Raw genomic sequence first — 20561 nt, 5'->3', positions numbered from 1 at the left:
CACACCTAATACGCTTCATCCGGTTAATCCAACCTTATCAATCCGCTAAGGGAAAGTACGTAGGCATGAAAAATGACCTGTCCGGACCCGTTATGCTCAGTTCCAGGCGGGTCGCATGAGTTGGGCTCTTGCCATTCTCGGCGTCGGTAAGTCTGCCCTGTCGTGGCTGCTTGGGGTGGCCAAGCGCCACCCGTGGCAGTTCGCCCTCATCGCCGCGCTCGCGCTCGCCGGATGGCAGTCGCGCGAAAAGAACGGCGCGCTTGCCGAGCGCGACGCCGCGCGCACATCGCTCACAGCCGCGAAGGCCGAGTTGGCCAGCGCGCGCACCGATTGGGCCAAGCAGGTCGCCGCCGCCAAGGCCGCCACCGCATCAGCCGAGCACAAATCACAGGAGATCGCTCAAGATGCCCAGACCACGCATGATGCGCTGCTGGCCGATAACGCTGGCCTTCGGGATTACATCGCTGCTCACCGCGTGCGGCAGCCCTCCGGAGCCGTTGCCTCCGGCACCGCCCAAGATAGCGGTGCCCCCTTTCCTGATGACCCCGCCGCCTTGCCCCTCGTGGCGATGCCCGAAGACGATGTCAGGTCCTGCGACGCCCTCTATCGCTACGCCCGCCCCGCCTACGAGTGGGCTCAAGGGCTGATCGCGAAGGGCCTTGCCGTCCAGAATAGTGGTGACGGCCAGCCCAGATAGCGACCGCCCACCGTCTTATGACGGCACTCGCCCCTTATCGCGGCGACTTTGCATCCTTCGCGATCTGCTCGACCATCGGCCGGGCAAGCATTTCGTGGCCCCCTTCAAAAATCACGACGCTGGCAGGACCGGCCTGCCTTTCGGCATGAATCAGACGGCCGCCAATCGTTTTGCCTTCGTCTGCATCGGGGCCACGGCGACCTTCCAGCATCCGAAGCTCGGCATCCGGTGAGATGCTCTCGTTCGGCGCATATTGCTGCGCGTAGCGATTGAACATTTTGATTGAGTGGCTGGGAAGCACCGACCCGGTGAAGCCGTCGTGCACGCCAGCATATATGTGCACGGGCGCCGTCGAGAGAGGCATGAAGTAGGGGGAGCGGCGATTCGCTTCTGCTGTGTTCAGCGCCCCTTTGGAGCCCGTGCATTGCAGCACGTCAGCGCCGTAATGATCGCGAGAGTGCGCTTCGTACCAGGTGTTCAAATCGGTGATCGACGCCCAGGCATAGAATCCTCTGGCGTTAATCTTGCCGCTCGCTGCCGCGCAAAGTGCCGTGTAGCCGCCGCCAGAGACGCCCACTACGTAAATCCTGCTCACGTCGACCTTGCCGTTTTCCGTTGCGTATTTGATCGCTGCCCGGATCCCGTCGATCACAGCCGTGCTACAGCAGGCCGAGGGCGTTCGGTTAGGCCCCGCGAGGGCCGGTCGGATAAAATTCCATCCTCGCGCCAGCACCAATTTGTCGAGCGGCTCATCGTTGCCGGCATAGCCGGATTCATCCTCGGACCATTGGTGCAGGTCGACGATCAGCGGAGCCATCTGCCCGGCGGAAAAGAACTGCGCTTTCTGCTGCTGAGCCATCCCGAATGCCGGGATGGTGACTTCAGGTTGCCCCGGACGCCCAATATTTGACGCGAACTCGGTGAAAACCGAATTGACCTTCGGTAGAGCGGCAACTGCCACTCCGCCCAGCACAAAAAAGACGGACGCAACCCCCGCTGCCAAATACATTTTTTTCATCGATTGCCCCCATTTGAACCCCGGTCGGCCTGCTAGACAAAATGCGCGACGGAAGCCAGATGCCAAAACAGCCGCAATGACTGGTTTTCGAGCGCAGGCCGGTTGTGGCGGCGCTTAACGCCTCACCACCCTACCGGCGGGTTTCCGATCTGTTTGCAGGCGTTGCTGGTCTCTTCGTAATACGAGGTCGCGTAGCGCATCCCCTCGTCGAGGGCTTCCTGATCGGTCTCCCCCCTCCCGACCCAAGTGCATCCCGGAGTACCATAGCGGCCCAGCGTCACCTGTGCCTTCCAGCATCCGTGCTCCGGGATCGTGCGCCACTGGAAGTGCATGTCGTGCGCTGCGGCGTACTCACGTACTTGCGAATCGTCTGGCTTGGGCTTTTCCATATCGCGACGATGCATAGAACATATTGGGAACAAATCCCAGCATGTCGCCCTATTGGTTCGGCTTCCTGAGCCCCGGCCACATCACGCTGTCTCCGGCCGTCTGCCCAAGCATCGTGTCGAGCATGAGGTTGAAGAATTCGAGCAGCGCGGCCTCGTCATTGGGCCACGAAACGAACGACGCATCCTTCAGGGCGCGCTCCACGTCATCCTCGGAGGCCATGCGCAGGCGTTCTATGTCGGTCATGAGGTCCTCACGAGTCGGGAGACATCATGATGCCATAAGCGATCGCCCACGAAATCAGCTTTGATCTGCTCAGCCTTCAATCCATGAAATTTGCTCACCTTGTGGCAATTCAGGACGACAATCGGCGGTGCCGAAATAGCATTTTGAGGCGGAATAATATCCCGCCGCGGCGACCCGCGTTGTTTTGTGCTGGAAATGCTGCACGCGCGTTTTCCTCCAATCGAGCTACATTTTGGCCCCACGGGGTTTGAGTCATGTAGTACGTTTCAAGAACGCTAGCATGATCCAAGGTAACTACGTGCGCGTGAGGATCAATTGGGACACGATGCTGTGCTTTATTTTCAAACAAATCCCCGAGAAGCAAATTTTGCATTTCGATTATGAAATCTTCAATGCAAGTCGTAATCGCGCTGCAACTATTAAAAATCTCCAAGGTCATATTTCTGTATGCCTCAGCGACACGTACGTCCGGCGATTCATAAACAACTTGTCCATTCTCAAGATCAACAGGCAATAGAGTGATGGAATTTGGCACAAATCTACGATTGTATGCCTCATTTACGACAAATAAAGATGCATTCATTGCAGTTCTAAATATTAATAATCGCGGATCGACTACCTGATTGCGCTCGATCATGAATATGAAATTGCAGGTTGCATCACTTAGCGCAGAATGAGCGTCAATAATCCTGTGCATCCGAGGAATCTGAAGGTTCATCGGCTTGTTTGCTGCTCGCGCCGCAGCATCGTATGAGACTGCTTGGCCGACCGTTAACATCAAATTTGAGAATGTTATCAAGGCATCCTGAGTAGCGGTGCAAACAGCCACCGTTTGCTCGTACAATTCAGACTTAAGACGACGACGTTCGTTTTCTGCAATACTCTGCCGGTTAGCTCTGCCTTGTGCGCCGATCTGACACATGATGCCAGTGATACCTAAGGCGCCGGTAAGGCAAGTCGCAACTGCACCAATAACGGCGGCCTGAATGGTTGGTCCAAGCCCGCTCCAAACGGTCATTAATTCAGTCATTAAGAAGCCGCCCCCCCCCAATCGACTGACATATAATCGGCAGGACGGGGAAATCGAGCCCTCTTGACTACTCGTTCGCGAGTTCGAGTAGTACGTCGGCGTGGCAGGGCTGATCGAGCGAACAGAAGCAGGCTAAGTTTTTGCCGCGCAAAGCGGTCAGATCGGGCAGCGTCCAGCAATGTTCCGCTGCGGGATACCATTCAGGATCCCCCTCCATAGCCTTACGGAACAGCTCAACCGCGTGCCAAGCCGCAACGACGCGGAAGCGGTCGATGTAGAGCGGTTCGGTGGGCCATCCAGGCGCCGTACCAGGCCGATGCCACACGTGCGCGGTCTCGCCGATTACGAAGGGATTGCCGAACTTGCCAGGCCGCGAAACCTTCACGGTGTTCTCCGGCATCCGCCAGCCCTTGGTGCGGCGAAGCTGGACGCGGTGCGGCTTTGCGTCAGACATGGGGGGTCTCCTGGCGGTAGGCGGCGAACACTCGATTCGCCTCTCTCAGGTGGTCACCAAAGATCGCGTATTCATCGCCAGCGGCGGGACGGTAGGCGTAGAAGTCGCCGTAAGGGTTGCGCTCACCAGCGATGGAGCCGCTTTTCGCGAACGGCTCCATCGCGGCGGCCATCGCCTCGCATTGGGCGCGAAGGCGGGCAGCATTCTCCTTCGCGCGCTCAGCGATCTCCCGCTGCGCATCACACTGCCCACTCAGAATTCCCAAGTGGGTCGCCGTGGCCGCCATGAACTGGCTGTATTCGGGGTCCAGGCTGTCACGCGACTGCATGCGAAGCTGGCCCGCGAAAGTCGCAGTAGGCCATTCGTTGAACCGGCCGCCGTCGATCTGGTTTTCGATCGTCCGGAGGCGTTCAGAATCGGCGCGCAGGCGGGTGATCTCGGCGGCGGCCTGCGCGAGCGCCTGTGACCTCTCGTGGTGCCCATACTCAGCGTCGATGTCTGACCAGGCTTCAAGCTGCTCAACAAGATCGCTCTGGGTGGTCTCAGGCATGGTCATCGCGAATAGCTCCCATGATGGCCGCGCTCACCGTACTTGGCGCGGCGGGTCGCCCATGCTTGGGCGCGAACTTCGGATATTGGCCGGGGTGGCGGCGCCTTGACCTCGAACACGTAGTGTCCGCCCCGGCGCCAGCTCAGCATGTGATGCCTTAGATCCACGCGCCGCTCGATAAGCGCGATGATGCTTTCTGCACCCGACCATCCTGACGTGCTGAACTCGATCAGCAGGACCGCTTCACCAAAGCTGTTCTTGCCCTTCCGGACGCGGCAGGAGCAGCACATGTGCTCGGCCGCGCGGGGCAGTTCCCGGAGCAGCCACTCACCAGCCTTCGCCATGTCCAGCTTAGGTGAAGAGACAACGCCCCATTCGACGAAATCCTCGTCCACCGGATAGCAATCGTCATACTCGATTTCGGGCCATCCGCTCATACCGCCGCCTCCGAAACATCGATCGCGAACACCTCGACCGATTCGGGCCCGAAGTGCTCATGCTGGATCGTGCGCAGATCGAATCCGCGCCATACCCGCGTCAGCCGGGTCACGCCCTCGACGCCGCCACCCTTGGGATAGCCCCGCAGCATCACGACGTGGCGATAGGTCCGGCCCTCAAGCTTCTTGGCCCAGCTCGGCTTGCGCTCGCGGAACTCATGCGACTTCGTGCCATCGCGAATCGCGTCGAAGTAGATGCCCTTCACGGGGATGATGAGATCAGCCATGATTCGCGCTCCGCAATTCGAGGGCCGCAGGTTCGAGACCCACGCGCGCAGTCACGGTCACCGATGCCGATTCGCACGCGCCATATTTGTCGGGTGAAGTTCGGGTGAAATTCACCCGACATTGCCGTTTGTTCATGGCTCGTTCCGCATATCCGGCGATTCGGCGAGGTTCAAAACCTCGCATTTCCGCCGAAAACGAGTCTCGCCGATATGTTGACATCGTAGGGGTCGCAAGTTCAATCCTTGCTACGCCCACCATTCGAGAAAACCCCGTAAGCCAAGGGCTTAGCGGGGTTTTTCTTTAGGCTCCCGACGCCGCGACAAACGCAAATTTTGCGTGAAGCGCGGGTCCCGGCCCCATCCCGAAAAAGACAACTGCCGCACCGCTCTTCGCGCTTGCCTGTTTCGCCTCAAGGCGAGAACTTGCCCTGCGCAAGTCCGGGGGCCCTGCCATGTTCGACGATATTCGCACGGAAATGGCACGACGCAGCCGGCCCGAACGCGCAAGCCTGACGGCCGAAATGCACAGCCGCAAGCTGCCGCCGTTCTCCGCGCCGGCCCGGCTTATGCAAATCATGCTGCTGGCGGACGATGCCGAACTCGACGCCGCCGCCGCGCACTTCGGCGCCGATGGTGCCAAGCACGCGATTCTCGATCTGGGCGGCGCTACGCTGGTCTGGGAACGCCACAGCGAATTCACCACATACAGCTTCATCATCCCCGGCGCCTTCGATGCCCCCTTCGACGAGACCGCCTTCGCCCCGTTCGTGGCGCAGTGGCTGGACCGCATGCCGGGCGAGATCATCCGCTCCAGCTTTCTGGCGATTGCGCGCACCGGCGATCCCGCCCGCTTGCCCGAGCATCTCGAACAGTGGTTTCACGCCAACGATCTGGTCGTCTGCGACGTTCACGACGGCATGGCGCGGATCTGGTCCGACTTCCGGCTCCATGGCGGCTTCGGACGCATGTTCGTGGCCGTGCGCGATGACGATCCGCGCCGGATCCCAGCTCTCGCCCAGTCGCTGCTGGAACTCGGCAATTACCGCAAGCTCGCGCTGCTCGGCCTGCCGGAAGCGCAGCGCCACGGGCCGGAGCTGCGCCAGATCGAGCAGAGCCTCGCCCATCTCAGCGGCGATATCGATCGCGCCACGCGCCCGCGCGAGGAATTGCTCCATGCCATCGGCGAACTCGGCTCGCGCCTTGCGCAGATCACCGCATCGACCCGCTACCGCATGAGCGCGACCGCCGCCTATGCCGCGATCTGCGACGACCGGGTGGGCTCGCTGGCCGTCAGCGCGGTGGGCGGCGGGCAGACGCTGGTCGGCTTCACCCAGCGCCGCCTTCACCCGGCAGTGCAGACTTGCGCCAGCTTCGTACAACGCCTCGACGATCTTGCAGGCCGCGTCACCTGGACCGCCGAGCTATTGCGCACAAGGATCGACACCGAAATCGCCGCTCAGAACCGCGATCTGCTGGCCTCGCTCGACCGGCGCAACGCCATGCAACTGCGCCTCCAGCAGACCGTCGAGGGGCTCTCGGTGGCTGCGATCTCCTACTATGCCGTGAGCCTGGTCGGTTATCTTGCCAAGGCCTCGCACGCGGCATGGCATTGGCCCGATTACGAACTGGCGACCGGCGTGAGCGTGCCCTTCGTCATCGCCTTCGTCGCCTGGACCACGCACCGGCTGCGCAAGGTCCACGGCGACCATGACGGACACGGATAAGCCCGACGCTTCCGAGACCGTCCGGACGATACCGCGCCGCGCAAGTCCGGTGCCGCGCATTGCGCGCCGCCGGGCCGATACCTGCCTTGCTAAGCGCCCCACTGCTGCCTAAGAGACCCGCAAATCTCATCCCCAGGGGAGTTTCAGAAATGGCGAAAATCAAGGTCAAGAACCCCATCGTCGAGATGGACGGCGATGAAATGACGCGGATCATCTGGCAGTGGATCCGTGAACGACTGATCCTTCCCTATCTCGATATCGATCTCAAGTACTACGACCTCTCGGTCGAGAAGCGTGACGAGACGAACGACCAGATCACCGTCGATGCCGCCAACGCCACCAAGGAATGCGGCGTTGCCGTGAAGTGCGCCACCATCACCCCCGACGAAGCGCGCGTCACCGAGTTCAACCTCAAGAAGATGTGGAAGTCGCCCAACGGCACGATCCGCAACATCCTGGGCGGCGTCGTGTTCCGCGAGCCGATCGTGATCTCGAACGTGCCCCGCCTGGTTCCCGGCTGGACCGACCCGATCGTGGTCGGCCGTCACGCTTTCGGCGACCAGTACAAGGCCACCGACACCCTGATCCCGGGCGCCGGCAAGCTGCGCCTCGTCTGGGACGGCGAAAACGGCGAGAAGATCGACCTCGACGTGTTCGACTTCCCGGCTCCGGGCGTCGCCATGGCGATGTACAACCTGGACGAATCGATCCGCGACTTCGCACGCGCTTCGTTCAACTACGGCCTGAACCTCAAGTGGCCGGTGTACCTCTCGACCAAGAACACCATCCTCAAGGCCTATGACGGCCGCTTCAAGGATCTGTTCCAGGAAGTCTTCGACAACGAAGGCTTTGCCGCGAAGTTCAAGGACGCCGGCATCACCTACGAACACCGCCTGATCGACGACATGGTCGCCTCGGCGCTCAAGTGGTCGGGCAAGTTCGTCTGGGCCTGCAAGAACTACGACGGCGACGTGCAGTCGGACACCGTTGCACAGGGCTTCGGCTCGCTGGGCCTGATGACCTCGGTCCTCATGGCGCCCGACGGCAAGACCGTTGAGGCCGAAGCCGCCCACGGCACCGTGACCCGTCACTACCGCCAGCACCAGCAGGGCAAGGCGACCTCGACCAACCCGATCGCCTCGATCTTCGCCTGGACGCGCGGCCTCATGTACCGCGGCAAGTTCGACGAGACCCCGGAAGTCGTGAAGTTCGCCGAGACCATCGAGCGCATCTGCATCGAGACCGTCGAAAGCGGCAAGATGACCAAGGACCTCGCGCTGCTGATCGGTCCGGACCAGAACTGGATGACCACCGAGCAGTTCTTCGAGGAAATCGTCAAGAACCTCGAAACCGAGATGGCAACCTGGGCCTGAGCCCTGCCTGACCGGACCTGAGTTCGAAGAAGACCCTCCGTCGAAAGGCGGGGGGTTTTTCTTTTGGGCGACTTCAGACCGTCGGACTGTCGGCGAATTGAATCTGGCCGTTTAAACCCCGTCGCCCCCGCGAAGGCGGGGGCCCCGCTTCTTTGGTTCACGCAGAGACGCGGAGACGCAAAGAGGTCGTGCGGCCAACGATCTCTCTGCGTCTCCGCGTCTCTGCGTGCATAATAGAGAGCGGGATCCCCGCCTACGCGGGGATGACGGGGCATTGTAAATGAAGGCCGCAGGTCCGCTGCCCCGGACGCGTCACCGTCAGGCGAAAGCTTCCTCGCCCTCCAGCTTGGTGCGGTGCATCAACCGGCCGCTGTCGGTCGGATACCAGGTGGCGCGGTGCATGGTGCCGGTATTGTCCCAGATCACCGTCTCGCCCAGCGACCACTTGTGGCGATAGACGAAGCGCGGCTGCGTCGCCCAATCGCGCAGGCGCACCAGCAGTTCCTCACTCTTGCCCCAGTCCATGCCCACGACCTGCTGCGCGGTATTGCCGAGCACCAGCGACTTGCGGCCCGATTCATGAGTCCATACCAGCGGCAGCGTGTTTTCGCCACGCGACTTCCAGGCCATCAGCAGTTCATGGCTTGGCTCGGGCTGGTGATAGAGCTGCGAGCGCCAGAGCGAGTGAACCACCTGAAGCCGCTCGATTGCGGCCTTGTCCTCATCGGGAAGCGCGTCGTAGGCGGCATAAGTATTGCAGAACTCGGTGTCTCCGCCCTCTGCCGAAAGCTTGCGGCTCGACAGGATCGAAGCGCGGATCGGCACTTGCGACATGGTGCCGTCGATATGCCAGAAAAACGCGCCTTTCAGGTAATCGGCATTGGGATTGATGCGCGAGTCCATCGTGATCGGGTAGACGTTGTCGCCCTTCTTGCCGTTCTGCTCGTGAATTTCGTGCGCGAAGGTGCCGAGCGTCTTGGTGAAGGCGATCTGTTCTTCGTCGCTCAGATGGGCCTCGGGAAACACCAGAACGCCGCGCGCTTCCAGCAGCTCACGGATCTCGGCGGCGCGCCTGCCGGACAGCAGGGTTTCCTTGTCGGCCCGAATTACGGCGCCGATATCGGGCGCGGCATCGGAAACGTCCCAATGAACGGATGGAGTCGAAGTCGTTGCCATCGAATACTCTCCCATGCGCTCTTTGGCGCTTCTGCTGAACATGGGTACAGCACGCATCCGAACAGCGTCAAGGATAGGGGCTCATGGGGAGGAAACGGCCGAAATCGAAAAAGCCCGCCGGACCGGAGTCCGACGGGCTTCAAAGGACGGCGGGACGGCGCCCCCCGACGCCGTCAAGCCAACCCTCTTTCTCAAAATCCCTTATTCGAAAGGCTCTTCGCCCTCCAGCTTGGTGCGATGCATCATGCGCCCGCAGGTCGGGTCATAGGCCTCGGCGCGGTGCATCGTGCCGGTGTTGTCCCACATGACGAGATCGCCGACTTCCCATTCGTGGCTGTAGGTGAACTCGGGACCGGTGGCCCATTCACGCAGGCCATGGATGATCATCGCGCTTTCCAGCGCCGACTTGCCGACGACCTGAGCGCTGGTGCAGCCGATCACGAGGCTCTTGCGGCCCGAAGCGTGCTTCCAGACGAGCGGCAATTCCTGCTCGCCGATCTGGGCATAGCCCTGAAGCTTGGCGAGGCTGGGTTCCGGCTCATAGTAGAACAGGCTGGCCCAGGGGCCGTGGACCACGCGGTATTGCTCGTACTCGGCCTGCTTGTCGGCAGGCAGGTCCTCGAATGCGGCGTAGGTATTGGCGAAGCCGGTGTTGCCGGTGCCCTTGGGGCTCGGCACGCGGCACGACAGCAGCGAGGCCAGGATCGGCACGTCGTTGCGGGTACCGTCGATATGCCAATAAAGCGAGCCCTTGAGGTACTCGGCCGCCATCGGGTTTTCCTTGGCGTCGAGCGTGATCTTCGAGATCACTTCGTCGCCACCCTTGCGCTCAGGCGCGAACGTGCCGAGCGTCTTGGTGAAGGCGATCTGTTCCTCGTCCGAGAAGTTCACTTCCGGGAAGACCAGCACGCCGCGCGCTTCCAGAAGCTCGCGGATTTCGGTGGCGATTTCGCCCGAGAGCAATTCTTCCGTGGTATTGAGAACGCGGCTGCCGATTTTCGGCTTGAGATTTTCCGCCTTCAGCTGGGTCTTCGTGTCGACCGACATCGTGCAAACTCTCCAAATTTCATCTTGCACCGCTCTGCGGCGCTTGGAGGGTCCGCTACCATGGACTGAACGCCTGTTCAAACCGGCAGGCGATTGCCACTGCGATCAATCGCCCTTGCGTGTTTGGATGCGTTTCAGGCGCGCGTTTCCAGCCGGGTCAGCCAGGATTCGACGATCGCCCGGGCCTGTTCATGACCTGCCGTGACGCCCAGCGCTTCTTCCATGACAATGCAGCGGCCGATGCCCGCCAGCAGCACGGACAGGCCTGCCGGATCGAAACCGTCAACCGCACGCAGCCGTTCCCCGAACAGTTGTCCGATGATCTCGACCTGTCGCTGGCGCATGGCGACGCTGTGCTGCGCCATCTTCTCGCGCACGGCGGGGCGGTGGTTGGCAAGCGCCATGAACTCCAGCGACATCGCCGTGCGACTGGTATCGACGAAGAAGCGCCAGAGTGCACGCACCGGATCCTCGGAGGCCAGCGCCTCCTCGATCATACCGTCGCTGTCTTCCGCGCCCTGCCGGCAGACTTCCAGCAGAAGATCGTCGGTGGTCGGGAAATAGTAATGGACCAGCGACGGCTTGAGCCCCGCGCGCGCGGCCACGCGGCGCGTACTGGCGGCGGCATAGCCTTCATCGCGGATGAGATCGACGGCCGCCTCGACGATGCGCGCCCGCGTTGCGGACGTTTCAGCGCCGACCCTGCGCACTGCCCCTGCCATTTGATCTCCTCTTAAGAGGCACTTGCCTAGGGCGTGCTGACCACAAGATCAACACAGCCATCAACAGCACCGACTCGCTTGCCATTTGTTCCCTTTATGTTCAAATTACCAGCATGCGAGTCCACAAAGGAAGAGGCGCCGTCAGCGGACAGGCCAGCAAGCGCTTCAACCTTCCCCAGCGGGAGGCCGATGGCGACTGGCTGGACGAAGCCGCGCTCGTCGATGGGGAGCCAGCGCCTTTGCGCACGCAAGTGATCGAGCTTCACCCCCGCACGATCCTGTCCTTCAACAAGTCTCCCGATGTGCCCTTCGACCGCTCGATCAATGCCTACAACGGCTGCGAGCACGGCTGCATCTACTGCTTCGCCCGGCCGACCCACGCCTATCACGACCTCTCGCCCGGTCTCGATTTCGAGACCAAGCTCTTCGCCAAGCCCCAGGCGGTGAAGCTGCTGCGCGAAACGCTCGCCAAGCCGAGCTACCGCCCTGCCCCCATCGCCATGGGCACCAATACCGACCCCTATCAGCCCATCGAGGCACGTTACCGGATAACCCGGCAAGTGCTCGAATTCTGCCTGGAAGTGCGCCACCCGGTGACGATCACCACAAAGTCGGACCGCGTGCTGCACGATCTCGACCTGTTGACCCAGCTTGCGCAGCACAACCTCACGCATGTCGCGATTTCGGTGACGAGCATGGATCCGGCATTGTCGCGCCTGCTCGAACCGCGCGCGTCCTCGCCCGCCAAGCGGCTCGCCGCGCTCGGCAAGCTGGCAGAGGCTGGCGTGCCGGCGCATGTTTCGATCGCTCCGGTCATCCCGGCGATCACCGATCCCTATATCGAGGAGATTCTCGAAGCTGCGGCCGGGCAAGGCATCCGCAGCGTGTCGTGGATCATGGTCCGCCTGCCCCACGAGGTCGCCCCGCTGTTCCGCGAATGGCTGGACACCCATTTTCCCGACCGCGCGGCCAAAGTCATGGCCACGATCCAGTCGATGCGCGGCGGGCGCGACTACGATCCGAAGTTCTTCGCCCGCATGCGGCCCGAAGGAGTCTGGGCGGAGGTCTTCCGCCGCCGCTTTGCCGTGGCGATGAAGCGGCTGGGCTTCAGCAAGGCGCACGTGATGCTCGACTGCTCGCAATTCCGCCCGCCCAGCCGCGACGGACAACTGGCGCTGTTCTAGACAAATCCCTGTTCCGGCGCAGTCGTGTCACCGACACGCACCTCCGCTTAGGTCCGGCAAAGAACAAGGGAGTGCGCCGATGTTCGAGAAGCCCATAACCATCGTCACCCACGGTGCGGTCGAGATCGTCACGCTGAACCGCGCCGACGCGCTCAACACGTTTGACGAGCCCATGACGTTCGCTCTGCGCGACTATTTCACTGCGCTGGCCGAGCGGCACGAGGCACGCGTCGTGATCCTGCGCGCGGAAGGGCGCCATTTCAGCGCGGGTCTCGATCTGGCCAGCTGGGAAAACGACCGGACGCGCGGCGCGCTTCAGCACTGCTGGCACCTCCAGCGCGCAATCGCGGGCCTGCTGGAGCTTATGCGCGCATGCCCGCAACCAATCATCGGGCTCGGCCACGGCGCCGCCTGCGGGGCCGGATTCTCGTTGCTGCTCGCCTGCGACATCCGCTACGGCACGCCGGATCTCCGGATGAATGCGGCATACATCAAGGTCGGGCTTGGCGGCTGCGATCTGGGGTGCAGCTATTTCCTGCCGCGCATGGTCGGCGCTACGGTGGCGGCGGAATACATGCTCACCGGCCGTTTCATGGATGCCGAAACGGCGCTGCGCCACGGATTGCTGGGCGCGGTCGTGCCGCACGAGGATCTGCTCGACAAGGGGCTTGCCGTCGCTGACGAGATGCTCGCCAATGCCCCCATGGGCCTCAGGCTCACCAAGGACGCGATCAATCGCAATCTCGACGCGCGCTCGCTGTCGGACGCCATGGCGCTGGAGGACCGCCAGCAGGTGATGATGCTGATGAGCGAGGATTTCGCCGAGGGCGTCTCGGCTTTCCGCGCCCGGCGAACGCCCGAATATCGCGACCGCTGAAACTCTTCGGCCTCTCTGCGAGTTGTTCACTCCAACGAACGGGAGAGAACAGGAGGCCCGAATGGAGGAAAGGATCGTCGAGACCGAGCGCGCACCTGAAGCGCCGGTCCATACCACCACCGTGATCCACGAACGCAGCACTTCAAGCAGCGCGACGGGTATTCTGCTGGCATTCGCCCTGCTCCTGGCCGTTGTTGGCGCGCTCTATCTGTTCAGCCGCCTGAACCAGAGCGAGACGACGCGCGACGATGCGGTGACACAGGCCGCCCACGATGTCGGACAGGCCGCCAACAAGGTCGGAGATGCCGCGCAGGACGCGGCGAACAGCGTCAATCACAAGGACAATTGAGCGGGCTTGACCTTTCGCACAGCCACCTGCCGATGCGGGCAACTGCGTGCAACCTGCACCGGCGATCCTGTCCGCGTGTCGGTCTGCCACTGCCTCGCCTGCCAGAAGCGCACCGGCAGCGCCTTCGCAGTGCAAGCCCGCTGGCCCAAGGCAAACGTGGAGCTAAGCGGCGAATTCCGCGAATGGACGCGAACGACGGACAGCGGATCGCTCGCGATTTACCACTTCTGTCCCCACTGCGGCGCGACAGTCGCATTTTTCGGCGCGGGAATGCCGGACGTCACCGCCATCCCCGTCGGCGCATTCGCTGATCCCAGCTTTCCGCCGCCCAGGTTCTCGGTCTACGAGGAGCGCAAACACGCCTGGGTCGCCATATTGGGCGACGATATCGAGCACATGGACTAGGCGTGCGCTAGAGATGCTTCCCCGTTCATAATCGATGGTGAACTTGCAAACGCACACCACCGTCGCCCTCGCGAATGCGGGGGCCCCGCTTCTTGGCAACCTCTCGCCTCGCACAACAGAAGCGGGATCCCCGCCTTCGCGGGGATGACGGGCTTTGTCTTTGCAAATTGAGGGGCGCGGCGGCCCTCCGTATTTATCCACGCCCTTAAGCGGGAAGCCTGTAGTCCGCGAAAAGCCGGCGCAGCGCCTTCTTGTCGAGCTTGCCGCTGCCGGTGTGTGGCAGCGCATCGACGAATTCGATCGCATCCGGCAGCCACCAGCGGGCGATCTTTCCAGCAAGATGATCGCGCAACTGCGACGCGGTAAGCGTGCTGCCCTCCTTGCGCACGACGGCCAGTAGCGGGCGCTCGTCCCACTTGGGATGAGCCACGCCGATGGCGGCGGCCTCGACGATCTCCGGATGGCCGACAGCGGCATTTTCCAGCTCGACCGAACTGATCCACTCGCCGCCCGACTTGATCAGATCCTTGGTGCGATCGGTCAGATGCAAAGTGCCATCGGGCGAAATGGTCGCGACATCGCCGGTGTCGAACCACTGGTCCTTCGTAACCGCATCGTCCTCGGCGCGAAAATAGCGCTGCACCGTCCAGGGGCCGCGCACTTGCAACGCGCCGGGCGAAGTACCGTCATGCGGCAGTTCCCGGTCGGGATCGTCAAGCGCGGTCACGCGGACTTCGGCACCGTAGAGAGGCCGTCCCTGGCTGCTCTTGAGCGCCACTTGCTCGGCAAACGTCATCTCGTCCCACTCGGCCGGTTCGTAGGCGACCGTGGCGATGGGCGACGTTTCGGTCATGCCCCAGGCCTGAGACACACGCACGCCTGCACGCATCAGCCGCTCGACCACGCTGGCCGGGACCGCCGCCCCGCCCGAAAGCACTTGCCGGATCGGCGGGAGGTCATCCCCGGTGCGCTCCAGATGCTCGAACATCGCGAACCATACGGTCGGCACGCCGGCGACGTGCGTCACGCGCTCCTCGCGCATCAGCGTGCAGAGCGCTTCGGGATCGTTGGTCTGGCACCAGACCATCTTCGCCCCGCTGGCTGCCGATGCCCAGGGCAGCCCCCAATTGTTGGCATGGAACATCGGCACGATCGGCAGCACTACCGATCGCGGCTCCAGATTCAGCGCCGAGGGCGCGATCATCGCCAGCGTGTGCAGCACTTGCGAACGATGCGTATAGAGCACGCCTTTGGGATCGCCGGTGGTGCCGCTGGTATAGCACAGCATGCAGGGGGAGCGTTCGCAGCCCGTCGTCCAGCGCGCATCGCCATCCTCGCGGCCTATCCAGCTTTCGAAATCGGCGCCCCACTCCGACGAATCGAAGCAGATTACGTGCTTCAGACGCGGACACAGCGGCAGCAAACGCTCGACGATCGGCCGGAAGGCAGCATCGTAGAGCAGCACCCGGTCCTCTGCATGATTGACGATCCACGCCAGTTGATCGTCGAACAGGCGCGGGTTCACGGTGTGGAGCACGCAGCCCGCCCCGGTTGCCCCGAACCACGCGGCGAGATGGCGGCCATGGTTCATCGCCAGAGTGGCCACGCGCTGACCCGGATAGATGTTGAGCCGGCGCAGCGCCTGCACCATCTTCAGGGCATCGCGGCGAATGCCGGCCCAGTTCGTGCGCGTAACGGAACCATCGGCCCAGCGCGTGACGATCTCACGCCGACCGTGCTCACGCGCCGCGTGATCGATCAGACCCGATACGCGCAGGTCCCAGTCCTGCATGTCCCCCGGCATGGCCATCTCCCGCTGACACGCGGAGGTTATGGGTAGTTGTACGGCCAAGGCAAGCGGGGACCGTTCGGTCCATCGCAAACACCCGCCTTCACCGTCCCATTTCGAGATTCATTCAAGCAGCCCGGCGCAGTCCTTCGGGCCCGCGACGCGCTATCAGCGAGATGTTGGAGAGCCCCGCCACACTCGCCAGTTGCTCGGCAAAGTCGCCATCCAGCGCGAAGTCACGGCCGAGGCGGAGTTTCTGGGTCCGCCCACCGCCAAGGTGCAACGTCGCCATCACCTCGCCGCAACCCGCCGGGCCCGGGCGCATCAGCATCGCCAGTTCCTGCACGGCCTCGATCCGGTCGATATCGAGCGAGAGCAACATGCGGGCGTCCGCCTTCACTTCCGCAAGCGGCCGCGCGGCGCGCACGGTGACGCGCGGCGGTTCGTCCGCACTGGGCGAATCGAGTTCGACATTGAGCAGGACGCAGGTGCCTTCCTTGGCCCACTTCACGAAGTTCTCGACCATGCTCTCCTCGAAGCACGAGGCCGAGAAGTTGCCCGACTGGTCCGAGAAATCGGCCATGACGAAGTCCTTGCCGCGCTTGGTCTTCCGCTTCTGCACGTTCTCGACCATCGCCGCCATGACCGCACCGGTGCGCCCTGCCCCAGCGCCGCTGGTCATCAGGCTGGCATGGGTTCGCGCGCCATTGGCCGAAGCGACCGCGCGATACTGCTCCACCGGATGGGCGGCGAAGTAGAAGCCGAAGTTCTCGCGCTCCTTCGCCATCTGGTCCATGCGGCTCCACGGCTCGGCGTCGACAAGGCGCAGGCCCTGTTCGACATGATCGTCGCCGCCGAACAAGCCGTGCTGGGTCGAATTGCGCTCACGCGAGGATCGATCCGCCTCGGCCAGCAGCGTATCGGCATTGGCCAGGACTTTGGCTCGGTTCGGCTCCAGCCCGTCGAAACCGCCCGCTGCGGCAAGGCTTTCCAACTGACGGCGGTTCATCGATCCGGCCGGGGCGCGGCGGAACACGTCGTCTAGACTGACAAATTTGCCGTTCGCCTCTCGCTCGGCGACGAGCGCGTCCATCGCCTTTTCGCCGACGTTGCGGATACCCGCGAGGGCATAGCGCACGGCGTGGCTGTCCGGCGTTTCTTCCACGCAGAACTCGGCTTCGGACATGTTGATGTCCGGCGGGGCCAGTTCGATGCCGTTGCGGCGCGCGTCGTCCACGAAGATCGCCAGCTTTTCCGACTGGTGCATATCGAAGCACATCGATGCGGCGTAGAATTCATGCGGATAATGCGCCTTGAACCACGCGGTGTGGTAGGCGAGCAGCGCGTAGGCGGCGGCGTGCGACTTGTTGAAGCCGTAACCCGCGAACTTGTCGATCAAGTCGAACAGTTCGTTGGCCTTCGCGGCATCGATGTTCGACACTTCCTTGCAGCCATCGACGAAGCGCTGGCGCTGCTTGTCCATTTCCGCCTGGACTTTCTTGCCCATGGCGCGGCGCAGAAGGTCAGCGTCACCCAGCGAGTAGCCCGCCAGGATCTGCGCGGCCTGCATGACCTGTTCCTGATAGACGAAGATCCCGTAGGTCTCACCCAGGATGCCCGAGAGTTTGTCGTGCGGATATTCGATCGATTCCAGCCCGTTCTTGCGCCTGCCGAACAGCGGAATGTTGTCCATCGGACCCGGACGATAGAGCGAGACGAGCGCGATGATGTCGCCGAAATTGGTCGGCTTCACGGCCGCGAGCGTGCGGCGCATGCCTTCCGATTCCAGCTGGAACACGCCCACGGTATCGCCGCGCTTCAGCAGTTCGTAGACCGCCGCATCGTCCCACGCGAGGGTCGAGAGGTTGATCGAGATGCTGCGCCGCTCCAGCAGGTCGCAGGCCTTCTTCAGCACCGACAGCGTCTTCAGGCCGAGGAAGTCGAACTTCACGAGGCCGGTGTCTTCCACCGACTTCATGTCGAACTGCGTCACCGGCATGTCCGAACGCGGATCGCGGTAGAGCGGCACCAGCTGCGCCAGCGGACGGTCGCCGATGACCACGCCCGCCGCGTGGGTGGACGAGTTGCGCGGCAGGCCTTCCAGCTGCACGGCAAGGTCCACAAGGCGCTTCACCTCGTGGTCCAGATCGTATTCGCGGCGGAATTCGGCCACCGGCGGATCCTTGGTCACACCGTGCTGCTTGCGGCCATGCAGCGCCTCGGTGAGCGTCCAGGGGTCGGTCGGATGGTTGGGCACCATCTTGCAGAGGCCGTCGACGCGGCCATAGCCCATCTGGAGAATACGCCCGCAATCGCGCAGCACCGCGCGGGCCTTCATCTTGCCGAAGGTGATGATCTGGGCGACGTGATCGTGCCCGTACTTGCGCTGGACGTAGCGGATCACCTCGCCGCGGCGGGTTTCGCAGAAGTCGATGTCGAAGTCCGGCATCGAGACGCGTTCCGGGTTCAGGAAGCGTTCGAACAGCAGGCCCAGCTTCAGCGGGTCAAGGTCGGTGACGGTGAGCGCCCAAGCCACCAGCGAGCCTGCACCCGAACCACGGCCCGGACCCACGGGAATGTCGTTGTCCTTGGCCCACTTGATGAAGTCGGCAACGATCAGGAAGTAGCCGGGGAAGCCCATGCCGACGATGATCTGCACCTCGAAATCGAGGCGCTTGGCATAGTCGAGGAAGTCCTCGGTAACGCCGCGTTCGGCCAGTTCCTTGTAGGCCGCCTCGCGCTCTTCGCCTTGAAGGGCCATGGCGGCATCCAGCTCGGCCTCGGTCACCTCCGGCCAATAGGGCGCCAGACGCATGGCAAGGCCGGCGCGGGAATTGTCCGCCAGCATCCGCGCCTCGCCCTCAAGGTCACCGGCAAGGCTGGGCAGCAGCGGCTTGCGGCGCGGCGGCATATACGCGCAGCGCTGTGCGACGACGAGCGTGTTGGCCAGAGCCTCGGGCAGGTCTGCGAACAGCTCCTGCATCGTCTCGATCGGCTTGACCCAGCGCTCGGACGACGAACGCGGGCGTTCCGGCGCATCCACCTGCGTCGAATTGGCGATGCAGAGCATGGCGTCATGCGCGGGGTGGAACTTGGCCTCTGCATATTGCGCGGGATTGCTGCCGACGAGCGGGATATCGCGGGCGTAGGCGAGCGCGATGAGGTCTTCCTCGCTCTCATCCTCCACCGCTTCGCCGGTGCGGGTGATCTCGATGTAGAGACGGTCCCCGAACAGGGATTGCAGCGTATCGCAATAGCTCTCGGCCGCCTCGATCTTGCCCGCCGCGTAGAGCCGCGCAAGCGCGCCTTCGGCCCCGCCGGTCAGGCAGATCAGGCCATCGGTGTGACCGCGTAGGCTCTCCAGTTCGACATGGGCGTCCATCTCCAGCGGCCGGTCAAGGTGTGCGCGGCTGACGAGATCGCACAAGTTGAGCCAACCCACCTCGCTCTGCGCAAAAAGCGCCAGCCAGTCGATCGGCCGCTCCTGCCCTTGCGACACTGCGCCGGGGCGGACGACCGCAAGGAAAGTGCCGACGATGGGCTGCACGCCTGCTCCCTTGCAGGCTTGCGCAAAAGCGGGCGCGCCATAGAGGCCATTGCGGTCGCAGATTGCCGCGGCCGGGAACTTGCGCTCCTTGGCCAGCTTGGCGGCGGCCTTGGGATCGATCGCCCCGTCCAGCATCGTAAAGCTCGAAAAGATGCGCAGGGGGACGAAAGGTGCATGGGCCATCCCCGAATTTAGGCATTGCCACCCCATGCGATCAAGGCGGCGCTGGGGATAAGCCGGGGGATAGGCCACTTACCTCCGCCGGGAAATGAAACGCAAAGCTGGCCGCACCGGCATGCGGCCCGGCTTCCGACGAGGACGCAGAGCCTTGAAAGCGCGCGAAAACAGGCGCATCGTCGGCGAGACGTCATCGATTCCGATTTGCCTGAAATTCCCTAGCCCGCATCGGGCTTTCCGCAAATATTCAGACAAGTCTCGATAGAGTCCGGGACGGCGCAAAATGGGCGCCATGCCTATGGTTCAATGCTCCATCGTCCGTTGCCCTGTCGTTCCATGAATGGCCGTACTGGGAGACCCTGAATGAAGTACGCCTACCTCGCCCTCATCCCCCTGCTGCTTGCGCCAGACGCGCTGCTTCCCGGCGAATTCGCCGCCTCTGCACAGCAGGGCCATCCCGGAGGGCCGCCGCAGGGAGCACGCCCCCCGGGCGGGAACCCCGGTCACCCGCCGGGCAATCCGGGCAATCCGGGTCGTCCACCGAGCGGCGGCGGCAACGCTGCTCGCCCGCAACCTCAGCCGCATCCACAACCCCAACCGCAGCCCCCACGCCCCGGCGGAGGTAGCGGGAACGCCAATCGCCCCCATCCCCAGCCTCCGCAGCAAGGCGGGAACCGTCCGCCGCAGCCCGGCAATCCGCGACCGCCCTCCGGGAACCAGCGTCCGCCCTCGAACAATTATCGCCCACCGTCGAACAACTACCGGCCGCCCTCGAACAATTACCGGCCGCCGGTCGTCACCCAACCCCACCGCCCCGGATCCGGACGGCCGAGCACGTTCCGCCCGATGCACGCGCCGCCGTACCGCTACCCGCACGGCTATTCCTATCGGCGCTGGCAGACGCACATGATCCTGCCGTCGCTGTTCCTGTCGGCGCCATACCTGTTCCAGGACTATGCGATGATGGGGGTCGGCCCGCCGCCTCCGGGCTACTACTGGGTGCGTTATGGGCCTGACCTGCTGCTGGTCGATCGCCGCACCCGCATGGTGGTCGACGTGATCTACAGCGCGTTCTATTATTGAGA

At 63.0% G+C, this 20561-nt stretch carries 21 protein-coding genes; 8 read left to right on the top strand and 13 right to left on the bottom strand.

From position 1 onward, the window contains the following. Positions 1–115 precede the first annotated feature (115 nt). Positions 116–697 (top strand): hypothetical protein, encoded by a 582-nt coding sequence (locus EDF56_RS00640; RefSeq protein ID WP_132384819.1) that lies wholly within the window; start codon positions 116–118, stop codon positions 695–697. 34 nt (positions 698–731) lie between these two features. On the opposite strand, the gene EDF56_RS00635 is transcribed toward EDF56_RS00640, so the two are convergent. The 8 genes from EDF56_RS00635 to EDF56_RS00605 form a co-directional block, all read right to left on the bottom strand. Continuing rightward, positions 732–1715 (bottom strand): prolyl oligopeptidase family serine peptidase, encoded by a 984-nt coding sequence (locus tag EDF56_RS00635; protein WP_132384818.1) that lies wholly within the window; start codon positions 1713–1715, stop codon positions 732–734. 122 nt (positions 1716–1837) lie between these two features. Next, on the bottom strand, positions 1838–2104 hold the full coding sequence (locus tag EDF56_RS25775; protein ID WP_165912035.1) for a hypothetical protein: 267 nt from the start codon (positions 2102–2104) through the stop codon (positions 1838–1840). Between the two features lie 49 nt (positions 2105–2153). Continuing rightward, positions 2154–2348, bottom strand: coding sequence for a hypothetical protein (locus tag EDF56_RS00630; RefSeq protein WP_132384817.1), 195 nt, complete (start codon positions 2346–2348; stop codon positions 2154–2156). 109 nt (positions 2349–2457) lie between these two features. Beyond that, positions 2458–3378 (bottom strand): hypothetical protein, encoded by a 921-nt coding sequence (locus EDF56_RS00625; RefSeq protein WP_132384816.1) that lies wholly within the window; start codon positions 3376–3378, stop codon positions 2458–2460. Between the two features lie 67 nt (positions 3379–3445). Further along, on the bottom strand, positions 3446–3832 hold the full coding sequence (locus EDF56_RS00620) for a DUF4326 domain-containing protein (RefSeq protein WP_132384815.1): 387 nt from the start codon (positions 3830–3832) through the stop codon (positions 3446–3448). Further along, positions 3825–4388: a hypothetical protein gene (locus tag EDF56_RS00615; protein WP_132384814.1), complete on the bottom strand. Its 564-nt coding sequence runs from the start codon at positions 4386–4388 to the stop codon at positions 3825–3827. Before EDF56_RS00615 ends, EDF56_RS00620 begins: the two co-directional genes overlap by 8 nt. Next, the gene (locus EDF56_RS00610; protein WP_132384813.1) at positions 4385–4819 is read right to left on the bottom strand and encodes a hypothetical protein; all 435 of its coding nucleotides are present in this window, start codon (positions 4817–4819) and stop codon (positions 4385–4387) included. Before EDF56_RS00610 ends, EDF56_RS00615 begins: the two co-directional genes overlap by 4 nt. Beyond that, positions 4816–5106 carry an ASCH domain-containing protein gene (locus EDF56_RS00605; RefSeq protein ID WP_132384812.1) on the bottom strand — a complete coding sequence of 97 codons (291 nt, stop codon included), beginning with the start codon at positions 5104–5106 and terminating at the stop codon, positions 4816–4818. The genes EDF56_RS00610 and EDF56_RS00605 overlap by 4 nt, the downstream gene beginning before the upstream one ends. 452 nt (positions 5107–5558) lie before the next feature. On the opposite strand from EDF56_RS00605, the gene EDF56_RS00600 reads away from it, so the two are divergent. Together EDF56_RS00600 and EDF56_RS00595 are read left to right on the top strand one after the other, a co-directional pair. Continuing rightward, a complete protein-coding gene (locus EDF56_RS00600) occupies positions 5559–6830 on the top strand; it encodes a DUF3422 domain-containing protein (protein WP_243652310.1) in 1272 nt (423 codons plus the stop codon). A 149-nt stretch (positions 6831–6979) separates the two neighbouring features. Then, a complete protein-coding gene (locus EDF56_RS00595; RefSeq protein ID WP_132384811.1) occupies positions 6980–8203 on the top strand; it encodes an NADP-dependent isocitrate dehydrogenase in 1224 nt (407 codons plus the stop codon). A 318-nt stretch (positions 8204–8521) separates the two neighbouring features. Here EDF56_RS00595 and EDF56_RS00590 read toward each other — a convergent pair whose 3' ends face one another. The 3 genes from EDF56_RS00590 to EDF56_RS00580 all read right to left on the bottom strand — a co-directional run bounded on the left by EDF56_RS00590 (position 8522) and on the right by EDF56_RS00580 (position 11148). After that, positions 8522–9379, bottom strand: coding sequence for a TauD/TfdA family dioxygenase (locus EDF56_RS00590; RefSeq protein ID WP_132384810.1), 858 nt, complete (start codon positions 9377–9379; stop codon positions 8522–8524). A 201-nt stretch (positions 9380–9580) separates the two neighbouring features. After that, on the bottom strand, positions 9581–10426 hold the full coding sequence (locus EDF56_RS00585) for a TauD/TfdA family dioxygenase (protein WP_132384809.1): 846 nt from the start codon (positions 10424–10426) through the stop codon (positions 9581–9583). A 134-nt stretch (positions 10427–10560) separates the two neighbouring features. Continuing rightward, positions 10561–11148 (bottom strand): TetR/AcrR family transcriptional regulator, encoded by a 588-nt coding sequence (locus EDF56_RS00580; RefSeq protein WP_132384808.1) that lies wholly within the window; start codon positions 11146–11148, stop codon positions 10561–10563. Positions 11149–11261: 113 nt separating this feature from the next. Here EDF56_RS00580 and EDF56_RS00575 point away from each other — a divergent pair, with 113 nt between their 5' ends. The 4 genes from EDF56_RS00575 to EDF56_RS00560 all read left to right on the top strand — a co-directional run bounded on the left by EDF56_RS00575 (position 11262) and on the right by EDF56_RS00560 (position 13963). Next, a complete protein-coding gene (locus EDF56_RS00575) occupies positions 11262–12332 on the top strand; it encodes a PA0069 family radical SAM protein (RefSeq protein ID WP_132384807.1) in 1071 nt (356 codons plus the stop codon). Between the two features lie 79 nt (positions 12333–12411). After that, positions 12412–13209: an enoyl-CoA hydratase-related protein gene (locus EDF56_RS00570; protein ID WP_132384806.1), complete on the top strand. Its 798-nt coding sequence runs from the start codon at positions 12412–12414 to the stop codon at positions 13207–13209. 61 nt (positions 13210–13270) lie between these two features. Further along, positions 13271–13558: a hypothetical protein gene (locus tag EDF56_RS00565; RefSeq protein WP_132384805.1), complete on the top strand. Its 288-nt coding sequence runs from the start codon at positions 13271–13273 to the stop codon at positions 13556–13558. A 6-nt stretch (positions 13559–13564) separates the two neighbouring features. After that, a complete protein-coding gene (locus EDF56_RS00560; protein ID WP_132384804.1) occupies positions 13565–13963 on the top strand; it encodes a GFA family protein in 399 nt (132 codons plus the stop codon). Between the two features lie 205 nt (positions 13964–14168). On the opposite strand, the gene EDF56_RS00555 is transcribed toward EDF56_RS00560, so the two are convergent. Further along, positions 14169–15767, bottom strand: a complete 1599-nt coding sequence (locus EDF56_RS00555; protein ID WP_132384803.1) for a long-chain fatty acid--CoA ligase — start codon at positions 15765–15767, stop codon at positions 14169–14171. A gap of 112 nt (positions 15768–15879) precedes the next feature. Continuing rightward, the gene (gene dnaE / locus EDF56_RS00550) at positions 15880–19482 is read right to left on the bottom strand and encodes a DNA polymerase III subunit alpha (protein WP_132384802.1); all 3603 of its coding nucleotides are present in this window, start codon (positions 19480–19482) and stop codon (positions 15880–15882) included. A 357-nt stretch (positions 19483–19839) separates the two neighbouring features. On the opposite strand from dnaE, the gene EDF56_RS26560 reads away from it, so the two are divergent. Continuing rightward, complete coding sequence (locus EDF56_RS26560) at positions 19840–20559, top strand: RcnB family protein (RefSeq protein ID WP_132384801.1); 720 nt, start codon at positions 19840–19842, stop codon at positions 20557–20559. The last annotated feature ends 2 nt before the right edge of the window (positions 20560–20561 follow it).

The organism is Novosphingobium sp. PhB165 (genome assembly GCF_004341845.1).
Lineage (GTDB): Bacteria > Pseudomonadota > Alphaproteobacteria > Sphingomonadales > Sphingomonadaceae > Novosphingobium.
The sequence above is the reverse complement of the archived record's forward strand: the minus strand, read 5'-3'. Positions and strand labels throughout refer to the sequence as shown.